This is a genomic window from Buttiauxella sp. A111 (assembly GCF_014189855.1).
Lineage (GTDB): Bacteria > Pseudomonadota > Gammaproteobacteria > Enterobacterales > Enterobacteriaceae > Buttiauxella > Buttiauxella selenatireducens.
In genome coordinates this window covers 57,701-82,359 of record NZ_BJFN01000009.1, presented here as the reverse complement: position 1 = coordinate 82,359, position 24,659 = coordinate 57,701, and the positions used below count along the sequence as shown (strand labels likewise).

Below are 24,659 nucleotides of genomic sequence, written 5' to 3'. Positions count from 1 at the left end.
TTGGCATGAATTTGTTATCTCTCCTGGCTCACGTTTTTTGTAAAAATCATATCCCACGTAGCTCACATTTATGACATTGGCGTGAATTTTGCGCATTGACGATAACGGTTTTTGAGGGTATTCGTTATATGTGGTTGCACGTTTTGTGGCCACTGTTTTCTTTTCCACCAGACTCAAAAAATGAGGGAAACGAGGCATGAAGAGACAAAAACGAGATCGCCTGGAACGGGCTCATCAACGTGGTTATCAAGCAGGAATCGTCGGACGCTCTAAAGAGATGTGTCCTTATCAGACACTGAACCAGAGGTCGTACTGGATGGGAGGCTGGCGAGAAGCCATGGAGGACAGGGCGATTACCGCGTAATCACTGTCTCTTTAGAAAAAGAAACCTCCGCACTGCGGAGGTTTCGCATTTCATCACTGAGAAAACAGGACTTAGAAAGCAGTCGTGTCTTTGAACAGACCTACTTTCAGATCGGTAGCAGTGTAAATGACACGGCCATCAACCAGCACCTCGCCATCTGCCAGGCCCATGATCAGGCGGCGATTGATGACGCGTTTGAAATGGATACGATAAGTAACTTTTTTCGCGGTTGGTAGAATCTGACCTGCGAGTTTAACTTCACCCACGCCCAGAGCACGACCTTTACCTTCGCCACCAAGCCAGCCGAGGTAGAAACCAACCAACTGCCACATCGCATCCAGGCCCAGACAGCCAGGCATTACCGGGTCGCCGATAAAGTGGCAGCCAAAGAACCACAGATCAGGATTAATATCTAATTCTGCTTCAACGTAACCTTTATCGAAGTTACCGCCGTCTTCGGTCATCTTGACCACGCGGTCCATCATCAGCATGGATGGCGCAGGTAACCGTGGGCCTTCAGCGCCAAACAGTTCGCCACGACCAGAGGCAAGAAGATCTTCTTTTGTATAGGATTCGCGTTTATCTACCATGTTTACAGTAAGCCTTTTTATAATGAAGCACGCATGTTAGCTAACACGTGTACGCTCAACAAGTCCGATCAGTTTGGACTGAACCAGCTGAGCCAACGCAGTGGCCATGGATAACGGTGCCGAATGTCTTGCGCCGATGCCTGAGCAATTCGCTCTTGTACCGCACGCATGAGCGTATTTTGCCCTTCACCATCCCAGGGCAGATTTGTTAATAATGGTAGCGCATCTGTGACGTCGTCGATGGCCCAAATCGTGAATTGCCCTTGCTCAACGGCATCCAGAACATCCTGATGCAGGCACAGGTGGCGGACGTTGGACAGGGGGATTATCACGCCTTGCTTGCCGGTAAATTCGCGCTCCTGGCAGATGCGGAAGAAACCTTCAATCTTCTCATTGAGTCCTCCAACAGGCTGCACACGTCCGAACTGGTCGACTGAGCCGGTCACTGCGATATGCTGAAAAATCGGCACATTCGCCAGTGCGCTGATTAATGCGCACAGTTCAGCCATTGACGCGCTGTCGCCATCAACTTCGCTGTAGGACTGTTCAAAAGTCAGTGATGCTGAGAAGGGAATTTGCTGCTCAAGCTGCAATTCAGACATCAAAAATGCCTGCATGATCATCATGCCTTTCGCATGAATATTGCCGCCCAGCTCCGCTTTGCGCTCAACGTCAGTAAATTCACCATCACCCACATGGACGACACAACTGATTCGGGAAGGTTCACCGAATGCGCGTGGATGGCCTGGGAATTCAATCACCGACAACGCGTTGATTTGGCCAACCATCTCACCTTCAGTTTCAATCAGAATTTGCTCAAGCAGAATTTCGTCCTGCATGCGCTCAGCCAGATAACCTTCACGCCATTCACGCTGGGCCAGCATTTGGATCAGTTCAGCCGCGCCGAAGGTTTCTTCTTCAGTAAAAGCGGCCACTTCACGCAGTTGACGGCCAATCCACGATGGGCACAGTGGCAGCGTTTCCTGATCACCCGTGTAACGCACCGCTTCGCGGATGAAAGCAGTCCAGGCATCAGTTGCAGGCGCAGGGAGCGCTTTAGATTTCGCGACGGCGTAAATCCACTGACACCACAATGCCATATCATCGGCAGAGGCAATTTGAAGATTTTCTTCAAACTCGCTGTAAATAGCGGAGGTTGCCAGTTCTGGTTCCATTTCCTGGAAGTCAGCCAGCGACTCACGTTCACCGACCAGAATCAGTTTGAGATTCAGCGGCAATGACGGGATGCTAACTGGCAACGGACGCGTTTCGTCAGGCGAAATCCAGTCAAAGCGACCCTGAATCACCATTTGCTTCAGACGTAGCCAGAGCAGCGGTTGTGCCAACACGCTACGCAATGACAGTACCAGAATGCCACCATTAGCCTTGTGAACTAAACCCGGCGTCAGGCTAATTTCACCAGCGAACTGACGAACGCAACCAAACAGTTGCTCGGCTTCAATCCAGTCAGCCACGACGACTTCGGATTGACCCGCAAAATTGTCTTCAGCCGTTTCGGCTGGGCGTAACGTGACACGCGAGCCTTCTATCAGATAATGTCCGCCGGTCAATGTGTTATCCGGGGACCAGCAATCGCGCGCAGCGCTCGCAATAAGATTAAGGTATTCGGCTTCTTCAGCGGCTTTTACCAGCATCAGACCGGCCGAGGCTACCGGTTGGCTGAGTTGCACCAGTCCATAAGTCAGACGGGGTTGCACAGCGGAGAAAGGGGCAGTTTCGGAATCATAAGGCTGTGCGAAAATTTCCTGATAACTTTCGGTATCAGGTACAAGTGCACGCCATTCAAGTCGATTAGTCGTCAAAGTCGCTATTTATTAATTAGATGTCAAAGGCGCGATTATACAAGAATAGGCCGAGCAGCACACGGTTTATGCGGAGCGGCAAGTTTACTTAGCTCACAGCTTTCATTTTTCAGGTAAGCGAAAATAAAAAAAACTGTTATCCTGAAATGAGTTACACGGTCACACTGAGACAACAATGAAATATCAACAGTTGGAAAATCTCGAGAGCGGCTGGAAGTGGAAGTATCTGGTTAAAAAACACCGTGAAGGCGAGCTTATCACGCGTTATATCGAGGCGAGCGCTGCGAAAGAAGCTGTTGATGAGCTGTTACGCTTTGAAAATGAGCCTGTGCACGTGTTGAGCTGGATAGAAAAGCATATGAATCCAGAACTCCACAACCGCATGAAGCAAACTATCCGCGCGCGTCGTAAACGGCATTTTAATGCCGAACACCAGCATACGCGTAAAAAGTCCATTGACCTTGAGTATCTGGTCTGGCAGCGGTTAGCAGGGCTTGCTCATCGACGAGAATGCACACTCTCAGAAACTATTGTGCAGCTGATTGAAGATGCTGAGCGTAAAGAACAGTACGCTAATCAGATGTCATCACTGAAACAAGATCTTCAGGCGATGCTTGGCAAAGAGTAGAGCGCAGTGAAATGCTACTGGGCTTTATTTTGTTGTTATGTTCCTAAATTTTAAAAACAAAAAACCCGCCGAAGCGGGTTTTTTTATAACGGTAACTTAAACCAGCTTATGCAGCAGGCTGAGTTACAACGTCTTTGATACCTTTAACTTCGATCTCTACGCGACGATCTGGAGCCAGGCAATCAATCAGTTTAGCTTTAGGAGCTACGTTATCACAGGTGTTGCCAGTAACTGGGTTAGATTCGCCCATACCGCGTGGGGAGATCTTGTTAGCTGGGATACCTTTAGAGATCAGGTAATCAACAACAGACTGTGCACGTTTGTCAGACAGTTTCTGGTTGTACTGGTCGGAACCGATACGGTCGGTGAAGCCCAGAACTACAACAGAACCATCTTTCGGGTCGAGGTTGCTCAACTGAGTATACAGTTGATCCAGTGCCTGCTGACCTTCTGGTTTCAGAGTTGCTTTGTTGAAGTTGAACAGAACATCAGACTTCAGAGTGAAGTGCTTGGTCTGTACTTCTGGAGCTGGAGCTGGAGCTGGAGCTACAACTGGAGCTGCTTCGGTCTGACCGAAACGGTAAGAAACACCCAGGCTCAGCATGCCGTTGTCTGGACGAGTACCTACGGTATTCGCGTCACCGATGTTGTTAACCCACTGGTAATCCAGGCGAGTTGCGATATCACGGGTGATTGCGTATTCCAGACCAACTGCTGCCAGTGGGGAAACGCCAGTGTCGTGTTCGCTACGGGTAACGCCAGTAGAAGCGTAGTTACCTTTAGAGTCTGCACGCCATACCATACCACCCAGACGAGTGTAGATGTCCAGGTCGTCATTGATTGGGTAGCTCAGTTTAGCAGCCAGTTGAACGCCTTGCGCTTTGAAAGCACCGTTATCAACGCTGCCTTTATAAGGCATACGACCTAACCAGTCGTAACCCATTTCGAAACCAACGTACGGGTTAACCTGGTAACCACCGAACGCACCAGCACCCAATTGGCTGCTGTGAGTAGGGCCGTTGTTGTTCTGGTAACCGTTACCGTAGAAACCGGTATCGTGGAACTGGGACCAACCCAACTTACCACCTGCATACCAGGTGTTATCTTTCGGTGCGGCCTGCGCTACGGTAGCGAAGCCAGCCAGTGCCACTGCAATCGCGATAGCTGTCTTTTTCATTTTTTGCGCCTCATTATCATCCAAAAAGGCCATGAGCTTTAAAATCGCTCTAAAGCCCAGGGTTAAATCCTTCGCCCGAGTTTATGCTCACTTGTTACTCTACCGATCAATCGGTGTTATGGAAGAGCAACCCTGGCGAGCTAAAGTCTACAACGTAGTTGAAAACTTACAAGTGTGAAGTCCCTCAGGCATATGAAAAAAAACGATTTACGTTCACACTTTCTAACAGATTTGTGTAAAAAATGGACTATGCGGATAGGGCGGAAGGCCGCCTGGAGCGGCTTGCAGCGCGGATTCTTGATAATTCACAATGAATTGTCAGCAGGAAAGAAAAAGTTCCAGGAATTCTCTTAAATTTACTTAATGATACAAACTAGAATGAATTTTTAGGCCACTTCGTGGTCGATCACCTGTTTTCGAAGTACGTGTTGGACGCATAATAAAGCCAATTGCGTTACCCATTTCAGCTGCAGATGACAACTGAATATGCTCCTCATCAGTCAATTCTTCAGGTAACCAACCGATCACAACGCTGTAATTTCCTGTCTGCAGTGCTTTTACCATAGCATCTACGGTGAAAAGTGGATCTAACTGGCTTACTTGCATCACTTTTGTCAGCGGAAGACCCGCAGATTGTACCCACTTACGACTCAATTTTTGCTGCGGCGTTAGCCACAACTGCCAGCGCGACTGCTGACCAAGCTGTTGCAGCAGGGGCAGGAGTACCAACTGCGTAATCCACGGCTGATCTTCACTGTAGATCACTTCACTGATCAACCCTTTTATGTTGTTACCCGCTGATGGCTGAGTCAATGAAGACGCAGAATCTGGAACATTGGCAACGTGAGTTAGAACGTTATGTGATTGCATAGTTAATCCCGCCTGATGGGTTACTGTATGAATATACAGTAATACCAGTTCGGACAAAGATCAATCTAAATTTCGGAAAGCGTATCGCAATTTCAACATGTAAATCGGCGGAAAGAGAGAATGTGATTGCCGTCGGTCATCATGTTACTTATTTTCGTGTTACTGGATGCGGTAATAAATCGTTATGGTGCGTTATAGATTGATATTTAAGGATATATTCATGAAGAAGCGGTCTTATGCAAGGATTCATCAATCAAAGGAATGTCTATCTCCGTTAGGCGATATCAGTTATCGCTCGCTATTTGGTGGATATAGTTTGACCGTCGAGAATGTGGTGTTTGCCATGGTTTCGGAGGGGGAACTTTATCTCCGGGCAAGTGAACAATCGGAAGTTTACTTTGTTGAAAAAGCATCAGAGTCCCTGGTTTATCAAAAGCGCGGACGAGCAATCGCGCTCAATTATTATCATGTTGACGAAGCACTGTGGTCCGATCGGGAAAAACTATTGCAGCTTTCAACCGATGCTTTGTATAGCGCACGACGAGAAAAATCGCGCCTTAAAGCGCAGCAACGGCTCAAAGATTTACCCAATTTAACCCACAGTCTGGAAATGATGTTATGGGAAGTGGGAATTGCTGATGTGCGGACGCTTCACGCCTATGGCGCAAAACGGTCATGGATAAAATTGAGACATTTGAAGAAAGGGCTGGGTGTACGAGTATTGTTGGCGTTAGCGGGCGCAATCTGCGGTGTTCATGAAGCGGCACTCCCGGCAGCAACGCGCCGGGAGTTGGTCGAGTGGGGGCATCTTTACGCGAAACGGCAGCCTCGTTAAACGTGTTGCTGCGAAACAAGTTGCTGAAGGCGTGATATTTCAGGCAGCAGCGCAACCAGCAGGCCAATTTGTTGAAGCACCAATGGCTCTTTGGTATCTGGTTGCGGCTCAAGTAAGTTGATACGTTCTGAAAGCCCCCGCAGCGCCTTTTGAACCCGCTCTTCATCGGCAGGCAGATGATGTAGTGCGTCATCTACGTAACACACCGCGTCATCAAGTAATAACAAGATATCCTCGTTGGTTAACTGTTCGCGGTGTGCACCTAACGCCGAAATATAGCTGTTAAAGGTGTGATTGAGGCACAGTAAGCGAAACGCAGTTTCCTGCATCTCTGGCGAAACGCGCGGCTCAGATGACATGTTGGACACCACTGATGCCAGTTCCGCATCTTTGTTATGTGCATCCCGCCGTGCGATTCGGTACTCAACGCGGTTATCTCGCCCTTGGTGGTACTGCTCAAGAATCGCATCCAGATAGCGGCAGTTCGCGTTAAAAGCACGCTCGACGACCAACGGTAATCTGCGAAAACGCCAGTCAGGCCAAACGAAACTTACCGCTGCCCATGCAATGGCGCAGCCCAACAGAGTATCGAAGATACGCGGCATGGCGACTTCGAACCCTTCACCGAGTAAGTTGAAGCACAGTAATACCAGTAAGGTGATAAACATCGTGGCATGCGCGTACTGCACGTTGCGAAACGCAAAGAAGAGCACGCCAGTAATCACGATTAAAACCAGCTGGCCTTCAATTGAGGGCACGAAGTACAGCACCGGAAGCCCGATCGCTACCCCCACTAACGTGCCGATGATACGCAATGCCAAACGGCGGCGAGTGGCGTTGTAGTTTGGCTGACAAACAAACAGGCTGGTCAGCAGGATCCAATAGCCATGTTTTAGCCCGGTAAACTGAATGAATGCGTAGCCGACACACAACACCAGCGACATCCGCACCGCATGGCGAAATAACGCCGATTCCGGTGTTAAGTTGCGTTTCAACCGCTGCCAGACATCGCCAAACCCAGTTATACGATCATCAGCCAGGCGGTTTTCGATATCGCTTTGCGGAGCGGCAAGCGCTTGCTCGGATTCAATTGTCGCCAGTTGGGCATCAATGGCGCGTAAGTTACTGACCAGGAAGCCGATCGCTTTAAATTCACCTGCCAGATATTGGTCAGCTTTCAGTCTTTCGATCGCGGCATCAAGATGCGTAAACGCACGTTCAAAACGTAGGTCATGTTGATACTTCTCGCGTAATAAAATTGAACGTGAAAGCTGTAAACAGGCCTGTGACTGCATGGTCAGAAGGCGTTGAAAGCGGAACATTATATCGCTGTAGCGGAATGTATCGCGTAATGCCTGATACTGGATATGCGAAGAACTGGCGCGTTCGTGAATATCCTGCGCGACAAAATAGTAGTGCAAAGTACGACGCGTGCCTCGTTGCCCACGATCTCCACGTAAACGCGTCAATAATGAGCCTTTCGTCTGATTCAGCGTGGTGACCAGTTGGCTGTTAGCCATCGCAAGTTCCAGCATTGGCGCCTGGTTTTCGTCTTCGATGTCGGGGTCGAACATCATCGCTTTGACTTCCAGATAACGTGCGAGGCTTTCATAACATCTCGCCAGGTTATCCTGGAGCGGCCGAATCGGGAAAACAAGATGTCCGGCAAGCGTCAGCACGTTGTACCAGATAGCACCTGCCAACAGTAGAATCGGTTGCTGATACCAGTGCTCGTATAAAGAAATACCGAGCATGGTATAAATGGCGATAAGCAATGCCCCGAAGGCAATGGTGGCGTAACGTTGGCCTAACCCACCCAGCAGAATAAATCCACTGGTGGAAACCATTAGCCCGATGCCGAAAAATATCGGCCACGGGAACAATAACTCTACTGATGCTGACGCAATAAAAAAGCTAACTAAGGTAATCAGAAGATTGCGCAAGCGCCCAGCCAGGCGGTCATCCAGATCTGCGAGCGCTGCGGCAACGACACCGAGTGTTAATGGGATAGTCAGCTTAACGTCACCCAGCCACCAGGGGAGGGCGGCAGTCCCCGTAAGCGCGATGAAGATGCGCAAGTTATAGAGCCAGGTACTGTTCCAGGTATAACGGCGCAGAATTGGACTAAGCATTAATACTCACTATTCTTTTCTGATTTACTGGAAACGACGTCGGGCATTGGCTTCACGTGCAGCTTGCGCAGTTTCAACAGAAACTACGCGACGGCCAACAGGCCAAAGCGCGATAGCCGCTATTTTGAAGTTAGCGATTCCAACAGGAATACCAATAATAGTGATGCATTGTGCAATACCGGTGCAGATATGTAGCACACAGAGCCACCAGCCGAAAAACACCAGCCAGACAATATTCAGCAATGTACCACCGGTATTCATCAGGGCACTTTTGCTCTGTGGATTGAGCTCATCAACATGAATGGCTTCGTTACCGTACGGTACAAATGAGAGTTTGGTTATCTCCCAGCAGGACCGGGTCAGCGGCAACGTGAAGATAAAAATGATACTGACAAGCGTCGCCAGCAACCAGGATAGGGTGGTCAAAAAGCCACCCAGTACAAAATTCAAAACGTTCAGGACTGTACGCATACTCACTCTTCGTTGGTATATACCTTTCATACTTGAAGTTGCATCGGTGTTGGCTGCGTTCACGCACCCCAATCCCTTACTTGAGCAAGCTCATTGGGATTTGCTCACTTGCCGCAACTCCAATTATTTGGGGTATAAAAGCAGGTAAATGAATAACCACAACAATTGTAACGCGTTTTTACCCTGGAGCGTCATTCCTTCGGCGGGTAAACTTAACCTCAACCCCTATTTTGGATCAGGCAAAGCGTAATGGAACTGAAAGCGACCTCCTTAGGCAAACATTTAGCACAACATCCCTACAATCGCGTGAGATTGTTGGCTGCTGGTGTCGAGGTAAAGGGTGAACGTCATGAATACCTTATTCCATTCAATCAGTTAATTGCCATTAATTGCAAGCGCGGCCTGGTGTGGGGGGAACTTGAATTTGTCCTGCCAGATGACAAAGTCGTGCGTCTCCACGGGACAGAATGGAGTGAAACGCAGCGCTTTTATCATCATCTCGATGCGCTATGGCAGAGTTGGAGTGCTGAGATGAGTGAAGTTGCGGCTCAGGTTTTGCATCAACAGTACGCTGAAATTACGCGTCGAATTCAGCAGGAAAAGTGGTTTAAACGCAGCGATATGCAGGAATTACAACAAAATGTTCGCGCTGCATTTACCGGGCTGCCACTTCCTCAGGCACGACTAGAAGATTTTGAGAATTGCCGAGAAGTCTGGCTACAGTGCAAAGCCTGGCTTGAGCAAGGCGAGCAACGTCGCAGTCAACGCAATACTGCTTTTACCAAACACATGCTTGAAAAGTATGCTGATTTCTTCCAGAAAATAGAGAGCTCGCCACTGAACCCTTCCCAGGCGCGCGCTGTAGTAAATGGTGAAGATTCGTTATTAGTGCTGGCGGGAGCCGGGAGCGGCAAAACTTCAGTCCTGGTTGCGCGTGCCGGCTGGTTGTTGCAACGCGGCGAAGCCAGTGAAGATCAAATTTTATTGCTGGCATTTGGCCGTAAAGCCGCGCAAGAAATGGATCAGCGCATTGCCGAACGCCTGCATACGGATGCGATCTCAGCCCGCACATTTCATGCGTTAGCATTGCATATTATTCAGCAAGGCAGCAAAAAAGTACCGCGCGTTAGTGAACTGGAATCTGATACCCACGCACGTCATCAACTGCTCATTGAAAGCTGGCAGCAACAATGTCGTGAGAAAAAAGCGCAGGCAAAAGGGTGGCGTGAGTGGCTAAGCGAAGAGTTGCAATGGGAAGTGCCAGAAGGCGAATACTGGAAAGATGAACGCTTAGCCAAACGCCTGGCCAGCCGCTTAGATCGTTGGTTAGGATTAATGCGTATGCATGGGGGATCTCAGGCTGAAATGATTGCCTCCGCACCTGAGGAAATCCGGGATGTATTTGCGAAACGCGTCAAACTTATGGCTCCGTTATTAAAAACCTGGAAAACGGCGCTGAAGTCCGAAGAAGCCGTCGATTTTTCAGGCTTGATTCATCAGGCTGTCAATGTGCTGGAAAAGGGGCGATTTATCAGCCCATGGAAGCATATTCTGGTGGATGAATTTCAGGACCTTTCACCTCAACGCGCCGCACTACTGGCAGCATTGAGAAAGCAAAACTCGCATACATCGCTCTATGCCGTCGGCGATGACTGGCAGGCGATTTATCGTTTCAGCGGTGCGGAAATGTCGCTGACGACCGCCTTCGCTCACCACTTTGGCGATGCAGATCAGTGTGCGCTGGATACCACGTACCGTTTCAACGACCGCATCGGTGAAATCGCGAACCGATTCGTGCAGCAGAATCCACATCAACTTGCCAAGCCGTTAAACAGCCTGTCTAAAGGTGATAAAAAAGCCGTCACGTTATTAGCCGATGATCAGCTTGAAGCATTGCTCGATAAGATGAGCGGCTATGTGCAGCCACAGCAGCGAATTCTGGTGTTGGCGCGTTACCATCATTTACGTCCGGCCATTCTGGAAAAGGCTGCGACACGTTGGCCAAAACTGGCGATTGAGTTCATGACCATTCACGCCAGTAAAGGGCAACAAGCTGATTATGTTGTGATATTGGGCTTACAAGAAGGGAAAGACGGTTTCCCGGCGGTGGCGCGTGAATCTGTCATGGAAGAAGCATTACTGCCGCAGCCAGAAGATTATCCGGATGCTGAGGAGCGGAGATTGTTGTATGTGGCAATGACGCGGGCCCGTCATCGTGTCTGGCTGCTATTCAACAAAAAAGAACCGTCCAGTTTTGTCGATATCCTGAAACACCTTGGCGTGCCCGCTGCGAATCGACCGTAATTATTTCAGTCGTTCTGCAAGATAACGTGAGTAATCGGGGATCAAAATTTCTACTGACTGATTAAAGCCCGGCGATTGAATAATAAAATCGGCGGTGGATAAATTGGTCGCTACAGGAATGTTCCACACCGTCGCCAGACGCAGTAATGCTTTAACATCCGGATCGTGTGGAACGGCATTCAACGGGTCCCAGAAGAAAATGAGCACATCAATTTTCCCTTCAGAAATCAACGCCCCAACTTGCTGATCACCACCCATTGGGCCGCTTAGCATGGCATTGACATCAAGACCGCTGCCGCGCTGAATGAGATTCCCGGTGGTCCCGGTGGCGTACAACACATGTTGGGCCAAAACCGACTTGTGGCGTTCCACCCATTTCAACAACGCATCTTTGCAGTGATCGTGCGCAACCAGTGCAATATGCTTTTTTTCCGCCAGGGTGCGGGTTGTTAATTCCATTGGTTAATCCTGATTGATTAATATTGATTGATTAATAATGTCTACAGCTTACTGGAAGCCACTGATGCTGCAAGAGAAGGGTGTCAAAAATGCGGGAATTGAAAGGCAATTATTGGCTGGGGTTGTCCTTCACCCATTGTAAGAAACGCTCGCGAGTGGGTTTGTCTGCTTGTAAGAACCAATACTTGAGCCGTTGTTCGGTCAACGTTTCTGACTGGGGTGGCGCATCAAGTTCGGACGTCCGTGACAGTAACGTACTATCATCTGCCATCATCGTGGCGAAGCCTTTTATCGACGCGACCTTGCCTGATTTGTTGTAAAGCTGGGTGTCTTGTTCGTAATCAATTCCTTGCGGTGTCACTTTTACTGGCAAAACATCAACTTTCACAGGAATGACCGTGGCATTACCGTCCAGCAACTGAAGATGCGGTGCCTGGTCAAACTCTTCGCTCTCTTTATCGTTTTCAATGCGGGGTAAATTAAAATTGACCTGGCTGACCTCCTTAGTATCAAAACTGACTATCAAAGGAGGGGAAATATAAAGACGCTGTTCGCGGGCGTTGGCACGAATATTTTTTTCAACGCGAAACACCAATTGATGTGGGCCGTTATCCAGTTCGAGGCTATCAGCCCCTCTTAATAAAGAACTGGAAACCTTTTTCCCATCAAGCACCAGCAAATCGACATCCGTGGAAAGACGTAACGTTGTCGCCCACGATTCAAGCGGCAAAAGAAGTAACCAACATATCGCGATAAAGAACACTGTTCTCATCAATTTCTCCTGCCAGGATAAATGGGACTATCCTTGACTTAATGTATCAAAATTTTTCACAAGGTCAGTTCATTAACATATAGACATATTTCATAAAATTGCTCTACTACCTGTGTATGGGAAAGATGGTGAGTCAGTAAGGGATGGCATACAATTTTGATTACGAAGTCCCAGCGGAGAGTGTGATGAAACAGGCAGATATTCAAACTATTTTAAAAAACACCCGAACAATTGCCCTTGTGGGAGCCAGTGATAAACCGGATCGCCCAAGCTATCGGGTGATGGCCTATTTGCTGGATCAAGGATATGAAGTGATTCCCGTGTCACCAAAAGTGGCCGGTAAAACCCTTTTGGGTCAGCAAGGCTATGGATCGCTTGCAGATATTCCGCAAAAAGTGGATATGGTCGACGTGTTTCGAAACTCAGAAGCGGCATGGGAAGTGGCGAGAGAAGCTATCGCCATCGGTGCAAAAACGTTGTGGATGCAGCTAGGTGTCATCAATGAACAGGCTGCGGTGCTGGCACAGGATGCCGGTTTAAACGTGGTGATGGACAAATGTCCGGCGATTGAAATCCCTCGACTGGGCCTGGCGAAATAATAAAAAACCCCGCGTTTGCGGGGTTTTTGCTAATTACGCAGGCGAGGTGCCTGAAGCTGCTGCCGTATCGAAGCCGCCAATTCATCCATCGACGGTTGTTCGGGATGCTCGTCTTGTGACTCCCCACTTAACTGGACTTCAGCAAGATACGTATGCACCGCCTGGCCATCATCATCTTCCATCACTACATGATACCAGGGGGCACTCCGGAGGGCATCGTTAACGGCCAGATCATCTTCTGCGGGTTCATCCAGAGAGTATTCCGGGTCAATATCGACCACGACTCCCAGATAGCCCAGCAAAGAATGTCGTACTTGCTGGCCGATGCCGAATTTGCTGGCAATCATAGTCACCTCCTGAGAAACATTACCTGCCATTAATGTGCGGGCAACATTCCATTTTTCAAGTTACATGACGCGACAGGCAAACCCTTTCAGATACAGGCCTTCCGGGTAGGTCGCGATCACTGGGTGGTCGGCGGCCTGACGGAACTGCTCTATAAATTGTACATCACGCCCAGCATCTACGGCGGCATCGGCGATGATTTTCTGGAATAAATCTGTCGTCATTAATCCCGAACATGAGTACGTCATTAAAATGCCACCCGGATTCAATAACTGGATTGCCAGCATATTGATATCTTTATAGCCACGACATGCGCCCATCAACTGGTTCTTATTCTCGACAAATTTCGGCGGGTCCATCACGATAACGTCGAACTTCTCACCCTGGTCGCGGTATTTGCGCAGCAGTTTGAACACGTCGTCACGCAGGAATTCCGCTTTGCTCAAATCGAGTTTGTTCAGCTCGACGTTTTTCTTCGCTACATCCAAAGCGTCCTGAGAGGTATCAACGCTGACAACCTGGCGACAGCCGCCCATCAGAGCAGAAACCGCAAAACCACCGGTGTAGGAGAAGCAATTCAACACACGCTTATCTTTCACATACTGGCGAGTTGCAAAACGACTGTCGCGTTGGTCAAGGTAATAACCCGTTTTGTGGCCACCCTTAATATCAACCAATAACTTCATGCCGTGCTCTTCGATTGGCAACAGGTCAGGTGGCAATTCGCCGCTCACCGGGCCTTGCGTCAATTCCATTCCTTCTTTCTTACGCACTGCCACGTCCGAACGGTCATAGATTGCGCATTCTGGATAGAGATTTTGCAGTGCGGCGACCAACGCCGGGCGTTGGTATTCAGCGCCAGCAGAAAGCAGTTGCAGAACCAGGAAGTTACCGAAGCGATCAATTGTCACACCGGGCAGACCATCAGATTCGCCAGCGATCAGACGATAGCTATCCAGTCCATCACGAGCGGCCAGCCAGTTGCGCCACTGTTGCGCCTGCTGCAAACGACGCGTGAAGAATTCGATATCGATGCTTTCATTGGCATCGAAAGTCCAGACGCGAGCACGGATTTGCGATGAAGGGGAGTAGGCGGCACGTGCCAACCATTTGCCCTGGCTATCGACAACATCAATTGTTTCGCCGAGATTGGCTTTGCCTTCCATGCGTGCGACAGCACCAGAAAACACCCACGGATGACGGCGCAATAACGACTTTTCACGCCCTTTGGTTAACACTAAACGTACACTCATAATTTGCTATGCTTTCTTGCTAATAATTTGGCGTCATTTTCCGGTTAACACCGGGTAAATGCAACGTAAGAACCCGAAACGGAGGAAGTTATGACCACAGTATGCACACTTGCCTGGGTCCACGGCCTGGTTCAGGGGGTTGGTTTTCGCTACAGCACACAGCGCGAGGCGTTAAAACTGGGTTTAACCGGTTACGCCCGTAACATGGATGATGGAAGCGTTGAGGTATTAGCCTGCGGTGATGCACCGCAGGTGGAAAAACTTATCGCGTGGCTAAAAGCAGGAGGGCCGCGCAGTGCTCGGGTTGATAAAGTGCTGACTGAGCCTCACCAACCCGACCGTCAATGGGCAGATTTTAGTATTCGCTACTAAATACACTTCACCGGCTTTGGCAGCCCGGCAATTTTTGTTGCCTGCTTGGCCGGCCCTTTGGGGAACAAACGATATAAGTAGCGGCTATTGCCTTTCTCTTCGCCAAATTTGGCCGCCATCGCTTTGACCAACATACGAATTGCCGGAGAGGTATTAAACTCCAGGTAAAATTCGCGTACAAATCGAACCACTTCCCAGTGCTCTACTGCAAGCGTAATACCTTCTTTTGCCGCAATAACTTCCGCAAGCGGCTCGCTCCATTCCTGGCTATTTTTCAAATAACCATCGGCATCGGTTTCTATTTCTGTGCCTTCAAACATCAACGTCATTATTCTTTGCTCCAGACAAACTGGGCGCAGTGTAGCAAATTTTGCCGTGTCAGAAAAAACAAAGCCCCGCATTCGCGAGGCTTTGTAAGGTTTCGGCTGGCTCGCAATTAATCGCGGCTTGCGAAGCCCAGAATGCTCAACAGGCTGATGAAGATGTTGTACAGAGAAACGTACAAACTCACTGTTGCGCGAATATAGTTAGTTTCACCACCACGGATGATGTTGCTGGTCTCAAACAAAATGGCGCCAGAAGAGATCAGAATAAACACCGCGCTAATTGCCAGGTGCAGAGCAGGCAGTTGCAGGAAGATGTTAGCAACCATACCGACCAGCACGACGACAACACCCGCCATCAGCATACCGCCCAGGAAAGACATGTCCTTACGGGTAGTCAGCACATATGCGGAGCAGCTAAAGAACACCAGCGCCGTACCGCCTAACGCCATTCCAATCACATCGCCCATACCCGCCGAAATAAACGAATTAAGCATTGGGCCGAGGATGTACCCCAGGAAACCGGTGAAAGCAAAAGCAGCAAGAATGCCCGTTGGTTTATCCGCCAGACGGTGGGTTAAAAACATCAGACCATACATGCCAACCAGCGTCAGAATCAGGCCTGGTGACGGCAGCATCAACACGGTGCTGGCAGTTGCGGTAATCGCAGAAAACGCCAGCGTCAGGCTGAGTAGAAAATAAGTATTACGCAGTACCTTGTGGGTACTCAGCAGTGACGAACGGTCACGCGAGGATGTAATTATGCGATCCATTCAGAAACTCTCTCTTATAGCAGGTGGTTATAGTGACTGAGAATAATGGCCTCCTTTATTGCAAGGAAGTCATTTTACCCATCTTTACCAAGCCCAAATGAAAATAACAGATAAGACATACGTCATAAAACTCACTTATATGTGACTGAAAATTATTGCTTAAATTAATTCGGGTGCTAAGAGTATTAACCGTACCGTCGTTAATAACTCAAATAAGGCGTGTTATGAAAACAAACAACCACATCACAGTTATGAAATCTTTTATTGCTATTGGATTGGCGAGTGCCATTTCGGGTGCCTGGGCGGCCAACGTGCCGGCAGGGACTGAATTGGCACAAAAACAAGAGCTTGTGCGCAACAATGGCAGTGAGCCAGCCTCGCTTGATCCTCATAAGGTAGAGAGCAATGTTGAGTCGGCGATTATCAGTGACTTTTTTGAAGGGCTGGTAGAAGTCCGCAATGATGGTTCCATAGAGCCAAGACTGGCTGAAAAATGGGAACAGAAAAGCAGCACGGAATGGGTTTTCCATCTTCGTCCTGGTATTAAATGGTCCAATGGTGAGCCGATCACCGCTGAAGATGTGGTCTGGAGTTGGCAGCGCCTGGTTGATCCCAAAATAGGGTCACCTTATGCAAGCTATCTTGGCAATATGCATGTAGAAAACGCGGCAGATATTGCAGAAGGTAAAAAATCCCCTGATACGTTGGGTGTGAAAGCATTAGATGATGCCACGCTACAAGTTACGCTGACTCAACCAACTGCCGCATTCCTCGCAATGCTCGCGCACACCTCGCTGGTGGTTGTTGATAAAGCCGTCGTTGAGAAGTTCGGCGATAAATGGACGCAGCCTGCTAATTTTGTGAGTAGTGGGCCATACACACTTTCTGACTGGGTGGTAAACGAAAAAGTTATCGGGGTGCGTAATAAAAACTATTGGGATGATAGCCACACCGTTATTAACAAAGTAACTTACTTACCCATCGCTTCCGAAACTGCCGATATCAACCGATACAAAGCGGGTGAGATTGATATTGTTTTAACTGTCCCGCAAACGCTGTACGCTTCACTGAAGAAATCCATACCCGATCAGGTCCATGTGACGCCTAAGCTTGCCACCTACTACTACCAATTTAATACCACTAAAGCGCCATTTAATGACCCGCGTGTACGTCGTGCGCTAAACATGGCACTGGATAAAGACATCATCGCTGAAAAAGTGTTGGGGCAGGGGCAAATCCCGGCCTGGGTCATCAGCCAAAAAGATATTGGTGGTGTTGAACTCAAATCTCCTGATTACGCCAGCTGGAGCCATGAGAAGCGTGTAGCAGAAGCGAAAAAGCTGCTGGAAGAGGCGGGATTTAATGCCACCCATCCATTGAAATTCAATCTGTTGTACAACACTTCTGAATCGCATCAACGCATTGCCATTGCCGCCAGTTCAATGTGGAGTAAAAACCTGGGGGTAGAAGCGAAGCTGCAAAACCAGGAATGGAAAACCATGCTCGACACCATGCACAGCGGGACTTTTGACGTGGTGCGCTATGCGTGGATTGCTGATTACGACGATGCAGCGACTTTCCTGAATAACTTCCGCACGGGTGACAGTGAGAATACCTCGAAGTACAGCAATACCGCTTTTGATGACGCACTAAAAAATGCAGCCAAAGCAGACAATGTTGAGCAGCGCGGTAAGTTCTACCAACAAGCCGAAGATAAACTGGCTGAAGATGTGCCAGCAATTCCGGTTTATCACTATGTGTTGGTCCAGTTAGTGAAGCCTTATGTTGGTGGATATGCGCCGAACAACCTCGGTTTCTACTACACCAAAGATATGTACATCAAAAAACACTAAAGCTCATCTCATTGTGGGAAGCGGAGCCCACAATGGTTTCTGTTGTTAAACCAATCAAATTGCTGATGTTTCATTCAAACAATACAGGATTGGTGATTTATCAGGCGAACGAACAAAATCTTGCTTTACATGAAGTATGGGTATGTTTATAGTTCGCCTCGTTGGAAGCGTGGCCGAGTGGTTGAAGGCACCGGTCTTGAAAACCGGCGATCCGAAAGGGTTCTAGAGTTCGAATCTCTACGCTTCCACCAACATTCAAGCCCTAGCTTAGAAATAAGCTGGGGCTTTTTCGTTTTAACTTTTTGATGTTTCAATTAAATAACACGATTTTGGTTATTTTTAAGGCGAACGAACAAAGTCAGGCTTTACAAGAAGTTCTGAGATGTTTATAGTTCGGCTCGTTGGAAGCGTGGCCGAGTGGTTGAAGGCACCGGTCTTGAAAACCGGCGATCCGAAAGGGTTCTAGAGTTCGAATCTCTACGCTTCCACCAACATTCAAGCCCCAGCTTAGAAATAAGCTGGGGCTTTTTCGTTTCTGGTGTTTTTACCATAAGTTGACGCCTCCTAACCCTTTAGTGTCCCTGCTGGAAGCAATAACTGTCATAGGCCCTATAGTTTGAGCATAGTCACTGTCTTTAGCTACTCACTACGAAGCATGGCGATGAATGCCTGAATGAGCACGGGTTCAGCGATATTGTTCACGCCAGGAAAATCATTAATATCTGCGGGCAGGTCACATCACACATAATGACCTCGATTATGATGTTGATGACAAGTAAATATAAGTTAGTTTAGATATGTCAACGAAGCGGTACTAATAAAGTATTATTTTCAGGTTTGTTTTATAAACTTTTATATTATTGATTTTAGCATGGCTATATTAATAATTAATTATCTTTATGATTGGTTCAATATTTGTCTGGAGAATTGAAGGTTGTTGATGGTAATTACAAATAATTGACGGTTGTTAATTTTTTAGCTTTATTAAATGTTAGGGGATCGCTTGTCTGAAGCCTGCTATCACTTTGGCAAAGTAAGTCGTCGCGATTTTCCAGGGGGCTGAGCATATCCATCATCGGGTCTTTTGTGAAGTGAAGGGGAATATAGATCGTTTACCCCCCGGAACTCGGAGCTGCTCTGTCTATTTGCTCAGTTAGCAACTCCAGGCGCGTAATTCGAGTGCCGCGTACCGGCTTCGGCTTTTCGTGCCTTTTCATAATCATTATTGAGAGAAATGAAAATGACCGATGCCAAAAAGCCTGACCTAAAATATATCCTCAAGCAAGTCTCTATAACACAAACGGATGTCGACGATGTCAACTTAAATATACTATCCAACCGTCTGGTTCCATTCGGTATGCATACCTTCGATGGTAGCTTTAACAACCTGGTCACAGGGCTAGGCAAGTTTGGGGCCGCAGACCATTCCTTCCTGCGCTTTTTTGATTCCTCGTTTCAAGCGAGATACGATGGAATATGGTCGGTTATAGATCCGCCGTCATGGATTATCAGTAACAAGACCGCCCACATCTTATCCGCAGTTGAAGTGAACAAAGGTACCGATCCCGCGATCGGCACTGGTCTGGATGGTATGTTTGGCACGCCATCGCCGCAGGAGGTTATTGAGCTGGCGTCGAGATCCGGGCCTTCTACGCTGACCCAGGACACGAGCAAAGTGCCTGACGGCATGAACACCAAGTCGAACCCTACAGCTCCAACTCTCTTAGCAAGCAAGGAAACGTCGAAGGATGGCGATGACGATGACGATGTCGGCGGCGACGGTGCCTTCCCGCTCAACGCCAGTGATGTCGCCAACCTGAAGAATCTCGTCAACGGGCTTGAAGGAGGTGAAGACAACGATGCACTCGGGATCCGCGATCTCGAAGGTACCGGCAATAACCGTGTTCACCTTGACTATGGTTCGGCCGATCAGCCGTTCATACGACTCACCGACGCGCACTACGGTGCATACAATGAGACGACTCACAACCGCGACATTAATCCCCTGTTTTCTGGGCTGGACCCGCGTGCCATCAGCAATGTCCTTGGCGCACAGGAAGCAAACCTTTCCGGCAACGCCGCCGGTGTGAACAGCTTGTTCACGGCCTTCGGTCAGTACTTCGATCACGGTCTCGATTTCCTCGGTAAGGGAGGTAACGGAACGATCCAGATTGGTGCTCCTGGCACGGTTCCAAATCCCGCGGACCTGACTCGCGGCACCGTTGACAGCATTGATGCCAATGGCATCCCGCAGCATCTCAATAAGACATCACCATTCGCTGACCAGAACCAAACTTATGGCTCGAACGAACTCGTCGGCTTGTTCCTGCGCGAAGGCGACGGACATGGCGGGTTTACGGGCAAGCTGTTGGAGGGCGGATTGGATCCATCAAATCCGAATTTCAAGCTGCTGCCCACACTGAGGGAACTGATCCTGAATCACTGGAACAACAACACGCGATTCACCGACAGCTCACTGCCGGGCGACCACAGCGTGACCTTCCAGGAGTACTTCGCCGGACTGGTCGACAGCAATGGCGTTATCAACCAGGCGATGCTCCCTGCCATGACATCTAATTTCATGGGAAGTGGCTTTGCGCTGCTGCTCGACACCAACCCCTTTATCAACCTGCTCGACCACTACGTGGCGGGTGATGGACGGGCGAACGAGAACATCGCACTCACTGCGGTCCACAACATCTGGGCGCGGAATCACAACTTCCATGTCAACGGATTGCTCGACGCCGGATTTAATGGAACAGCGGAAGAGCTTTTCCAGGCTGCCAAGATCATCAACGAGGCTGAATATCAGCGCGTTATTTACACCGACTTTGCCGACAAGTTGCTTGGTGGCATGAGAGGCGAGGGCGATCACGGCTTCGCCGGGTACAATCCGGAAGTGGATGCACGAGTCTCGCACGAGTTCGCGACGGCAGCTTACCGGTTCGGTCATTCGTTGATAGGGCAGACGCTGACGGTGCTAGATGCTCAGGGCAATGCAACACAGGTGCCGCTGTTCGACGCATTCCTCAATCCGACCAACGATACGAGCGCGTTCAACTTCCCCAAAGCGCAATTGCCTTACTCTCCACAGCCTGGCTATGAGCAAATAGGTGTCGCCGGGATCATTGCCGGTGGTGTTGTCCAGCCTGCGGAAGAAGTCGACGTCAATATCGTCGATGCTGTCCGAAATGACCTCATTCGTATCAGTGCTGACGTGTTCGCCTTTGACGTCGCCCGCGAGTGGGACGTCGGTCTGGGTTCGATGAACCAGATCCGGGCCGACCTTATGGCCTCTCTCGATCCGTATGTGAGGGAGGCGGTCAGCTTTGCCGGCGATCTCACACCATACAGTTCGTGGGAGGACTTCCAGGCACGGAACAATCTCAGCGACACCGTCATTGCGCAATTCAAACAGGCCTATCCAGACCTCGTTCTGGAGGATGCTCAAATTGCAAACTTCCTGGCGGCTAATCCTGGCTATAAATTGGTCAACGGAAACACCGTCAAAGGCATCGACAGAGTGGATCTGTTCGTTGGCGGACTCGCCGAGAAGCACATCAATGGCGGTGTGGTTGGCCAGACCTTCTGGGTCATCATTCACGAGCAACTTGACCGGATCCAGGAAGGTGACCGGCTGTATTATCTCGACCGCGTGGAGCATCTGGACCTCTACGAGGCCATTGAGGAGCAGGGCTTTGCCGGGATCGTGGCACGCAACACGGGCCTGACCAATCTTCCCGAGAACATCTTCGGGACGAGTCAGCTCGATAATCCGCCGGTCGTTGCCTACCGCAACCTCGTCCTCAATGGTGGAAATGGCATTGACGTCCTCAATGGTGGGCTCGGCGACGACGTCCTCAATGGCGGCGGCGGCAACGACACGCTCAACGGTGGGGCCGGCAGCGATACCCTCAACGGCGGTTCTGGTGCCGATGCGATGGCGGGCGGTCTCGGTAATGACACCTATATCGTTGATAATAAGGGTGATGTTGTCACGGAAGGTCTTAATGGCGGGACGGATGTCGTCCAGACCACCCTCAACAATTACACCTTGACCGATAACGTTGAAACACTGGTGTTCACCGGGACAGGCAATTTCACCGGCAGAGGGAATGCCATTGCCAACACCATCAGCGGTGGCAGCGGTAATGACTTTTTGTATGGAATGGGAGGAAACGACCAGCTGAACGGTGGGGCAGGAAATGATTCCCTTGATGGTGGTGACGGTGCCGATAACCTTCAGGGCGGGACCGGCAACGATAACATGATAGGCGGAGCGGGTAACGATAGACTCGATGGTGGTCAGGGTGCCGATAGCATGACAGGTGGTGCCGGAGATGATGTTTATCTGGTTGATAATGCTATGGATGTTGTCAAGGAGGCTCTTGATGGCGGGGCGGATGTTGTCCAGACCACCCTCAACAATTACACGTTGACCAATAACGTTGAAACACTGGTATTCACCGGGACAGGCTCTTTCACCGGCAGAGGGAATGCCATTGCCAACACCATCAACGGTGGCAGCGGTAATGACTTTTTGTATGGTCTGGGAGGAAACGACACGCTCAGGGGGGGGGCAGGAAATGACTCCCTTGATGGTGGTATCGGTGCCGATAACCTTCAGGGCGGGGCCGGCAACGATAACATGATAGGCGGAGCGGGTGACGATAGACTCGATGGTGGCCAGGGCGCTGATATCATGTCAGGTGGTGCCGGAAATGACACCTTCGTCTTTAGCGAAGGCTTTGGGCGAGACCGTATTACCAACGGTTTCGATAGTAATCCCAGCGGCGGACAGGACTACCTCGATCTGAGTTTATTAGGCATTAGCGTGGCGAATTTTGCCAGCAGCGTCACGATTGCTGGGGGAGCCGGTAATAGTACCGTCATTAGCATCGGCAATCCTGCTAATGACAATGTCATTACTTTAGAAAACGTAAACTCTAAAAGTATCGATATTCATGATTTTATTCTAATCGGATAAGGAGAAGACGTTGTGGCGCCAGCATACGCCAACCGAACTAAAGGATTTATTAAAGGGAACGAAATCCACCTTTATAATGCTGTTCTTTTAGTTGTGTTAAATGTTTATGCTGGCGCCTGGGTCAAATTTTCAACGCGTTGATGGCCAGGCAGAATGCTTGCTTTTTCGCCCTCATCATTTATGACGGCGAATTATTCACATTCCCCAACTGATGGAGCGGGCGAACTCCTTTCTTCGTCTAAAAACCCTGTGATGATGAGTCCATCGGATGTTTACCTTTCTTTCCGACAAACCCAATACCGGTAATCACCAGGCTAGAAATACCATTCTTTAATGACCGTTCGGTCATTTTTATCTAAAAAACAATTCTCGGAAAAATTTTGCATGCTTATGCGACACAGAGCTTGTTTTAAGGTGTTTGTTACCCCTTCGCAGTAAAAATATTACGTATTGATCACTTTTTCACAACATCTCAATTGACCGTTTGGTAACTCAAGATATACCTTTCAGTCGTGAGGTGCTTTTTTTATAGCCGCTTAATACCAGTAGCCAGGTATGAGGCTTCATTTCAGTAACGTTGGGATTTCAATCAAGGGGTAAACATGTTTATAAACAAGACAGGTGTTGCCAGTGCTGTGATGTTGGCGTTAGTTGCATCGGCTTCAACCTTTGCTGCGGAAAAAGTACCGGTAATCGGTGTGGTTGCCATTGATCTGCAAAACTCATTTTTTGTACGGATGAGACAGGCGGGTGATGAGGCGGCAAAAGATTATGGCGTTAAGGTTATATGGCAGGGTTCTGAAGGTAGCCTTGAGAAAGAAATCTCAAATATTGAAAACTTTGTTAACCAGGGCGTCGATGTCATTTTAGTTGATCCTCTTGATCGTGCTGCTATTGCCAATGCGGTTCAAAAAGCGAAAGCAAAAAATATTCCTGTGGTTGCCATGGGTAATAAAGTCGATGGTAACTGGAATTACAACACACTTTATCCCGACTATTCCAATATGAGTACGGTCGCCCGTGCATTAGCCAAGAAACTCGACGGCAAAGGCGAGGTGGCTCTACTGGTTGGCGGAAAAGGCAACTATGTCTCTGACACTCGCGAAAAAGCGTTTCGCGATGTGATGTCAAAAGAATTCCCTGGTATCAAACTGGTGGGAGTCGAAGCAACCAACTGGGATAGCACGCGCTCTTCTGATGCCATGCAAACATGGTTATCAACCTATCCAAATTTAAAAGGCGTAGGTTGTTTCGCCGATTCAATCTGCGTTGCGGCAAAAGCGATTGCGGATGCTAATGGCCGTCCTATTTCATTTGCCAGCTATGAAGGCGACCCTGAAATGTTCCCTCATGTCAGCGATGGCTCGAATGTCGTTGATGTATTAAACGGTGCATCTCGAGTGGGTTACTGGAATATTGCCGTTGCTGCTCGTCTCGCTAAAGGGGCGAAATACCCAACAGATCTGTTTATGCCTACCTATTTTGTTACATCAGATAAAACGGCGGCTGAATTAAAAGCTAATGGTCTGAGCTTCCCCTATATCACTCCGTCTAAGGCCGAATTGGTTGCGAAGGAATACCGTACAGAAATGTCACCTTCGAAGCCTGACTCAGCCATGACAGTCGCTGAACAGTAATAAAAACTGTTGCCCGGTGAATAACCGGGCTTTGGAGTATCCCACGATGTCGCAAAACAGTGAGAGTACCCCCATCTCCCCGGGGTTAAAGG

At 49.0% G+C, this 24,659-nt stretch carries 21 protein-coding genes and 2 tRNA genes; 11 read left to right on the top strand and 12 right to left on the bottom strand.

Features of this window, described 5'->3' with window-relative positions; all coding sequences use genetic code 11:
* The first annotated feature begins 196 nt into the window (after nucleotides 1–196).
* Nucleotides 197–364 carry a ribosome modulation factor gene (gene rmf / locus BSPA111_RS20775; protein WP_183273033.1) on the top strand — a complete coding sequence of 56 codons (168 nt, stop codon included), beginning with the start codon at nucleotides 197–199 and terminating at the stop codon, nucleotides 362–364.
* Nucleotides 365–435: 71 nt separating this feature from the next.
* On the opposite strand, the gene fabA is transcribed toward rmf, so the two are convergent.
* Together fabA and BSPA111_RS20765 are read right to left on the bottom strand one after the other, a co-directional pair.
* Nucleotides 436–954, bottom strand: coding sequence for a bifunctional 3-hydroxydecanoyl-ACP dehydratase/trans-2-decenoyl-ACP isomerase (gene fabA / locus BSPA111_RS20770; protein WP_034456318.1), 519 nt, complete (start codon nucleotides 952–954; stop codon nucleotides 436–438).
* Between the two features lie 68 nt (nucleotides 955–1,022).
* Nucleotides 1,023–2,777: a Lon protease family protein gene (locus BSPA111_RS20765; protein WP_183273032.1), complete on the bottom strand. Its 1,755-nt coding sequence runs from the start codon at nucleotides 2,775–2,777 to the stop codon at nucleotides 1,023–1,025.
* Between the two features lie 175 nt (nucleotides 2,778–2,952).
* Here BSPA111_RS20765 and matP point away from each other — a divergent pair, with 175 nt between their 5' ends.
* Nucleotides 2,953–3,405, top strand: coding sequence for a macrodomain Ter protein MatP (gene matP, locus BSPA111_RS20760; protein ID WP_183273031.1), 453 nt, complete (start codon nucleotides 2,953–2,955; stop codon nucleotides 3,403–3,405).
* A 106-nt stretch (nucleotides 3,406–3,511) separates the two neighbouring features.
* Here matP and ompA read toward each other — a convergent pair whose 3' ends face one another.
* Together ompA and sulA are read right to left on the bottom strand one after the other, a co-directional pair.
* Complete coding sequence (ompA, locus tag BSPA111_RS20755) at nucleotides 3,512–4,582, bottom strand: porin OmpA (RefSeq protein ID WP_183273030.1); 1,071 nt, start codon at nucleotides 4,580–4,582, stop codon at nucleotides 3,512–3,514.
* A gap of 360 nt (nucleotides 4,583–4,942) precedes the next feature.
* Entirely contained in the window at nucleotides 4,943–5,452 is a 510-nt protein-coding gene (gene sulA / locus BSPA111_RS20750; protein ID WP_183273029.1) for an SOS-induced cell division inhibitor SulA, read from the bottom strand.
* Between the two features lie 220 nt (nucleotides 5,453–5,672).
* Here sulA and BSPA111_RS20745 point away from each other — a divergent pair, with 220 nt between their 5' ends.
* Nucleotides 5,673–6,287 carry a TfoX/Sxy family DNA transformation protein gene (locus BSPA111_RS20745; protein WP_183273028.1) on the top strand — a complete coding sequence of 205 codons (615 nt, stop codon included), beginning with the start codon at nucleotides 5,673–5,675 and terminating at the stop codon, nucleotides 6,285–6,287.
* On the opposite strand, the gene yccS is transcribed toward BSPA111_RS20745, so the two are convergent.
* Nucleotides 6,284–8,419, bottom strand: a complete 2,136-nt coding sequence (gene yccS / locus BSPA111_RS20740) for a YccS family putative transporter (protein WP_183273027.1) — start codon at nucleotides 8,417–8,419, stop codon at nucleotides 6,284–6,286. The genes BSPA111_RS20745 and yccS overlap by 4 nt on opposite strands.
* A gap of 24 nt (nucleotides 8,420–8,443) precedes the next feature.
* Nucleotides 8,444–8,890: a YccF domain-containing protein gene (locus tag BSPA111_RS20735; protein WP_183273026.1), complete on the bottom strand. Its 447-nt coding sequence runs from the start codon at nucleotides 8,888–8,890 to the stop codon at nucleotides 8,444–8,446.
* 249 nt (nucleotides 8,891–9,139) lie between these two features.
* Between BSPA111_RS20735 and helD the strand changes: the two genes are divergently transcribed.
* Nucleotides 9,140–11,194, top strand: a complete 2,055-nt coding sequence (gene helD, locus BSPA111_RS20730; protein ID WP_183273025.1) for a DNA helicase IV — start codon at nucleotides 9,140–9,142, stop codon at nucleotides 11,192–11,194.
* Here the strand turns inward: helD and mgsA are convergent, their stop codons facing one another.
* Together mgsA and BSPA111_RS20720 are read right to left on the bottom strand one after the other, a co-directional pair.
* On the bottom strand, nucleotides 11,195–11,653 hold the full coding sequence (gene mgsA / locus BSPA111_RS20725; RefSeq protein ID WP_183273024.1) for a methylglyoxal synthase: 459 nt from the start codon (nucleotides 11,651–11,653) through the stop codon (nucleotides 11,195–11,197).
* Nucleotides 11,654–11,762: 109 nt separating this feature from the next.
* Nucleotides 11,763–12,425 (bottom strand): DUF2057 family protein, encoded by a 663-nt coding sequence (locus BSPA111_RS20720; RefSeq protein ID WP_183273023.1) that lies wholly within the window; start codon nucleotides 12,423–12,425, stop codon nucleotides 11,763–11,765.
* Between the two features lie 185 nt (nucleotides 12,426–12,610).
* On the opposite strand from BSPA111_RS20720, the gene BSPA111_RS20715 reads away from it, so the two are divergent.
* Nucleotides 12,611–13,024 carry a CoA-binding protein gene (locus BSPA111_RS20715; RefSeq protein ID WP_183273022.1) on the top strand — a complete coding sequence of 138 codons (414 nt, stop codon included), beginning with the start codon at nucleotides 12,611–12,613 and terminating at the stop codon, nucleotides 13,022–13,024.
* A 29-nt stretch (nucleotides 13,025–13,053) separates the two neighbouring features.
* Here the strand turns inward: BSPA111_RS20715 and hspQ are convergent, their stop codons facing one another.
* Complete coding sequence (gene hspQ / locus BSPA111_RS20710) at nucleotides 13,054–13,371, bottom strand: heat shock protein HspQ (RefSeq protein WP_183273021.1); 318 nt, start codon at nucleotides 13,369–13,371, stop codon at nucleotides 13,054–13,056.
* A gap of 60 nt (nucleotides 13,372–13,431) precedes the next feature.
* Nucleotides 13,432–14,622 carry a 23S rRNA (cytosine(1962)-C(5))-methyltransferase RlmI gene (gene rlmI / locus BSPA111_RS20705; protein WP_183273020.1) on the bottom strand — a complete coding sequence of 397 codons (1,191 nt, stop codon included), beginning with the start codon at nucleotides 14,620–14,622 and terminating at the stop codon, nucleotides 13,432–13,434.
* A gap of 90 nt (nucleotides 14,623–14,712) precedes the next feature.
* On the opposite strand from rlmI, the gene yccX reads away from it, so the two are divergent.
* Nucleotides 14,713–14,994: an acylphosphatase gene (gene yccX / locus BSPA111_RS20700; RefSeq protein ID WP_183273019.1), complete on the top strand. Its 282-nt coding sequence runs from the start codon at nucleotides 14,713–14,715 to the stop codon at nucleotides 14,992–14,994.
* Here the strand turns inward: yccX and tusE are convergent.
* Both tusE and yccA read right to left on the bottom strand, forming a co-directional pair.
* A complete protein-coding gene (gene tusE, locus BSPA111_RS20695) occupies nucleotides 14,991–15,323 on the bottom strand; it encodes a sulfurtransferase TusE (RefSeq protein WP_183273018.1) in 333 nt (110 codons plus the stop codon). The genes yccX and tusE overlap by 4 nt on opposite strands.
* A 107-nt stretch (nucleotides 15,324–15,430) precedes the next feature.
* A complete protein-coding gene (gene yccA / locus BSPA111_RS20690; RefSeq protein ID WP_183273017.1) occupies nucleotides 15,431–16,090 on the bottom strand; it encodes an FtsH protease modulator YccA in 660 nt (219 codons plus the stop codon).
* A gap of 251 nt (nucleotides 16,091–16,341) precedes the next feature.
* Between yccA and BSPA111_RS20685 the strand changes: the two genes are divergently transcribed.
* The 5 genes from BSPA111_RS20685 to BSPA111_RS20665 all read left to right on the top strand — a co-directional run bounded on the left by BSPA111_RS20685 (nucleotide 16,342) and on the right by BSPA111_RS20665 (nucleotide 24,567).
* Nucleotides 16,342–17,943: an ABC transporter substrate-binding protein gene (locus BSPA111_RS20685; protein ID WP_255459316.1), complete on the top strand. Its 1,602-nt coding sequence runs from the start codon at nucleotides 16,342–16,344 to the stop codon at nucleotides 17,941–17,943.
* 163 nt (nucleotides 17,944–18,106) lie between these two features.
* Nucleotides 18,107–18,194, top strand: a tRNA-Ser gene (locus BSPA111_RS20680).
* Between the two features lie 152 nt (nucleotides 18,195–18,346).
* Nucleotides 18,347–18,434 (top strand) — tRNA-Ser (locus BSPA111_RS20675).
* 743 nt (nucleotides 18,435–19,177) lie between these two features.
* A complete protein-coding gene (locus BSPA111_RS22760) occupies nucleotides 19,178–22,930 on the top strand; it encodes a peroxidase family protein (protein ID WP_183273015.1) in 3,753 nt (1,250 codons plus the stop codon).
* A 602-nt stretch (nucleotides 22,931–23,532) separates the two neighbouring features.
* Nucleotides 23,533–24,567, top strand: coding sequence for a sugar ABC transporter substrate-binding protein (locus tag BSPA111_RS20665; RefSeq protein ID WP_183273014.1), 1,035 nt, complete (start codon nucleotides 23,533–23,535; stop codon nucleotides 24,565–24,567).
* Nucleotides 24,568–24,659 lie beyond the last annotated feature (92 nt).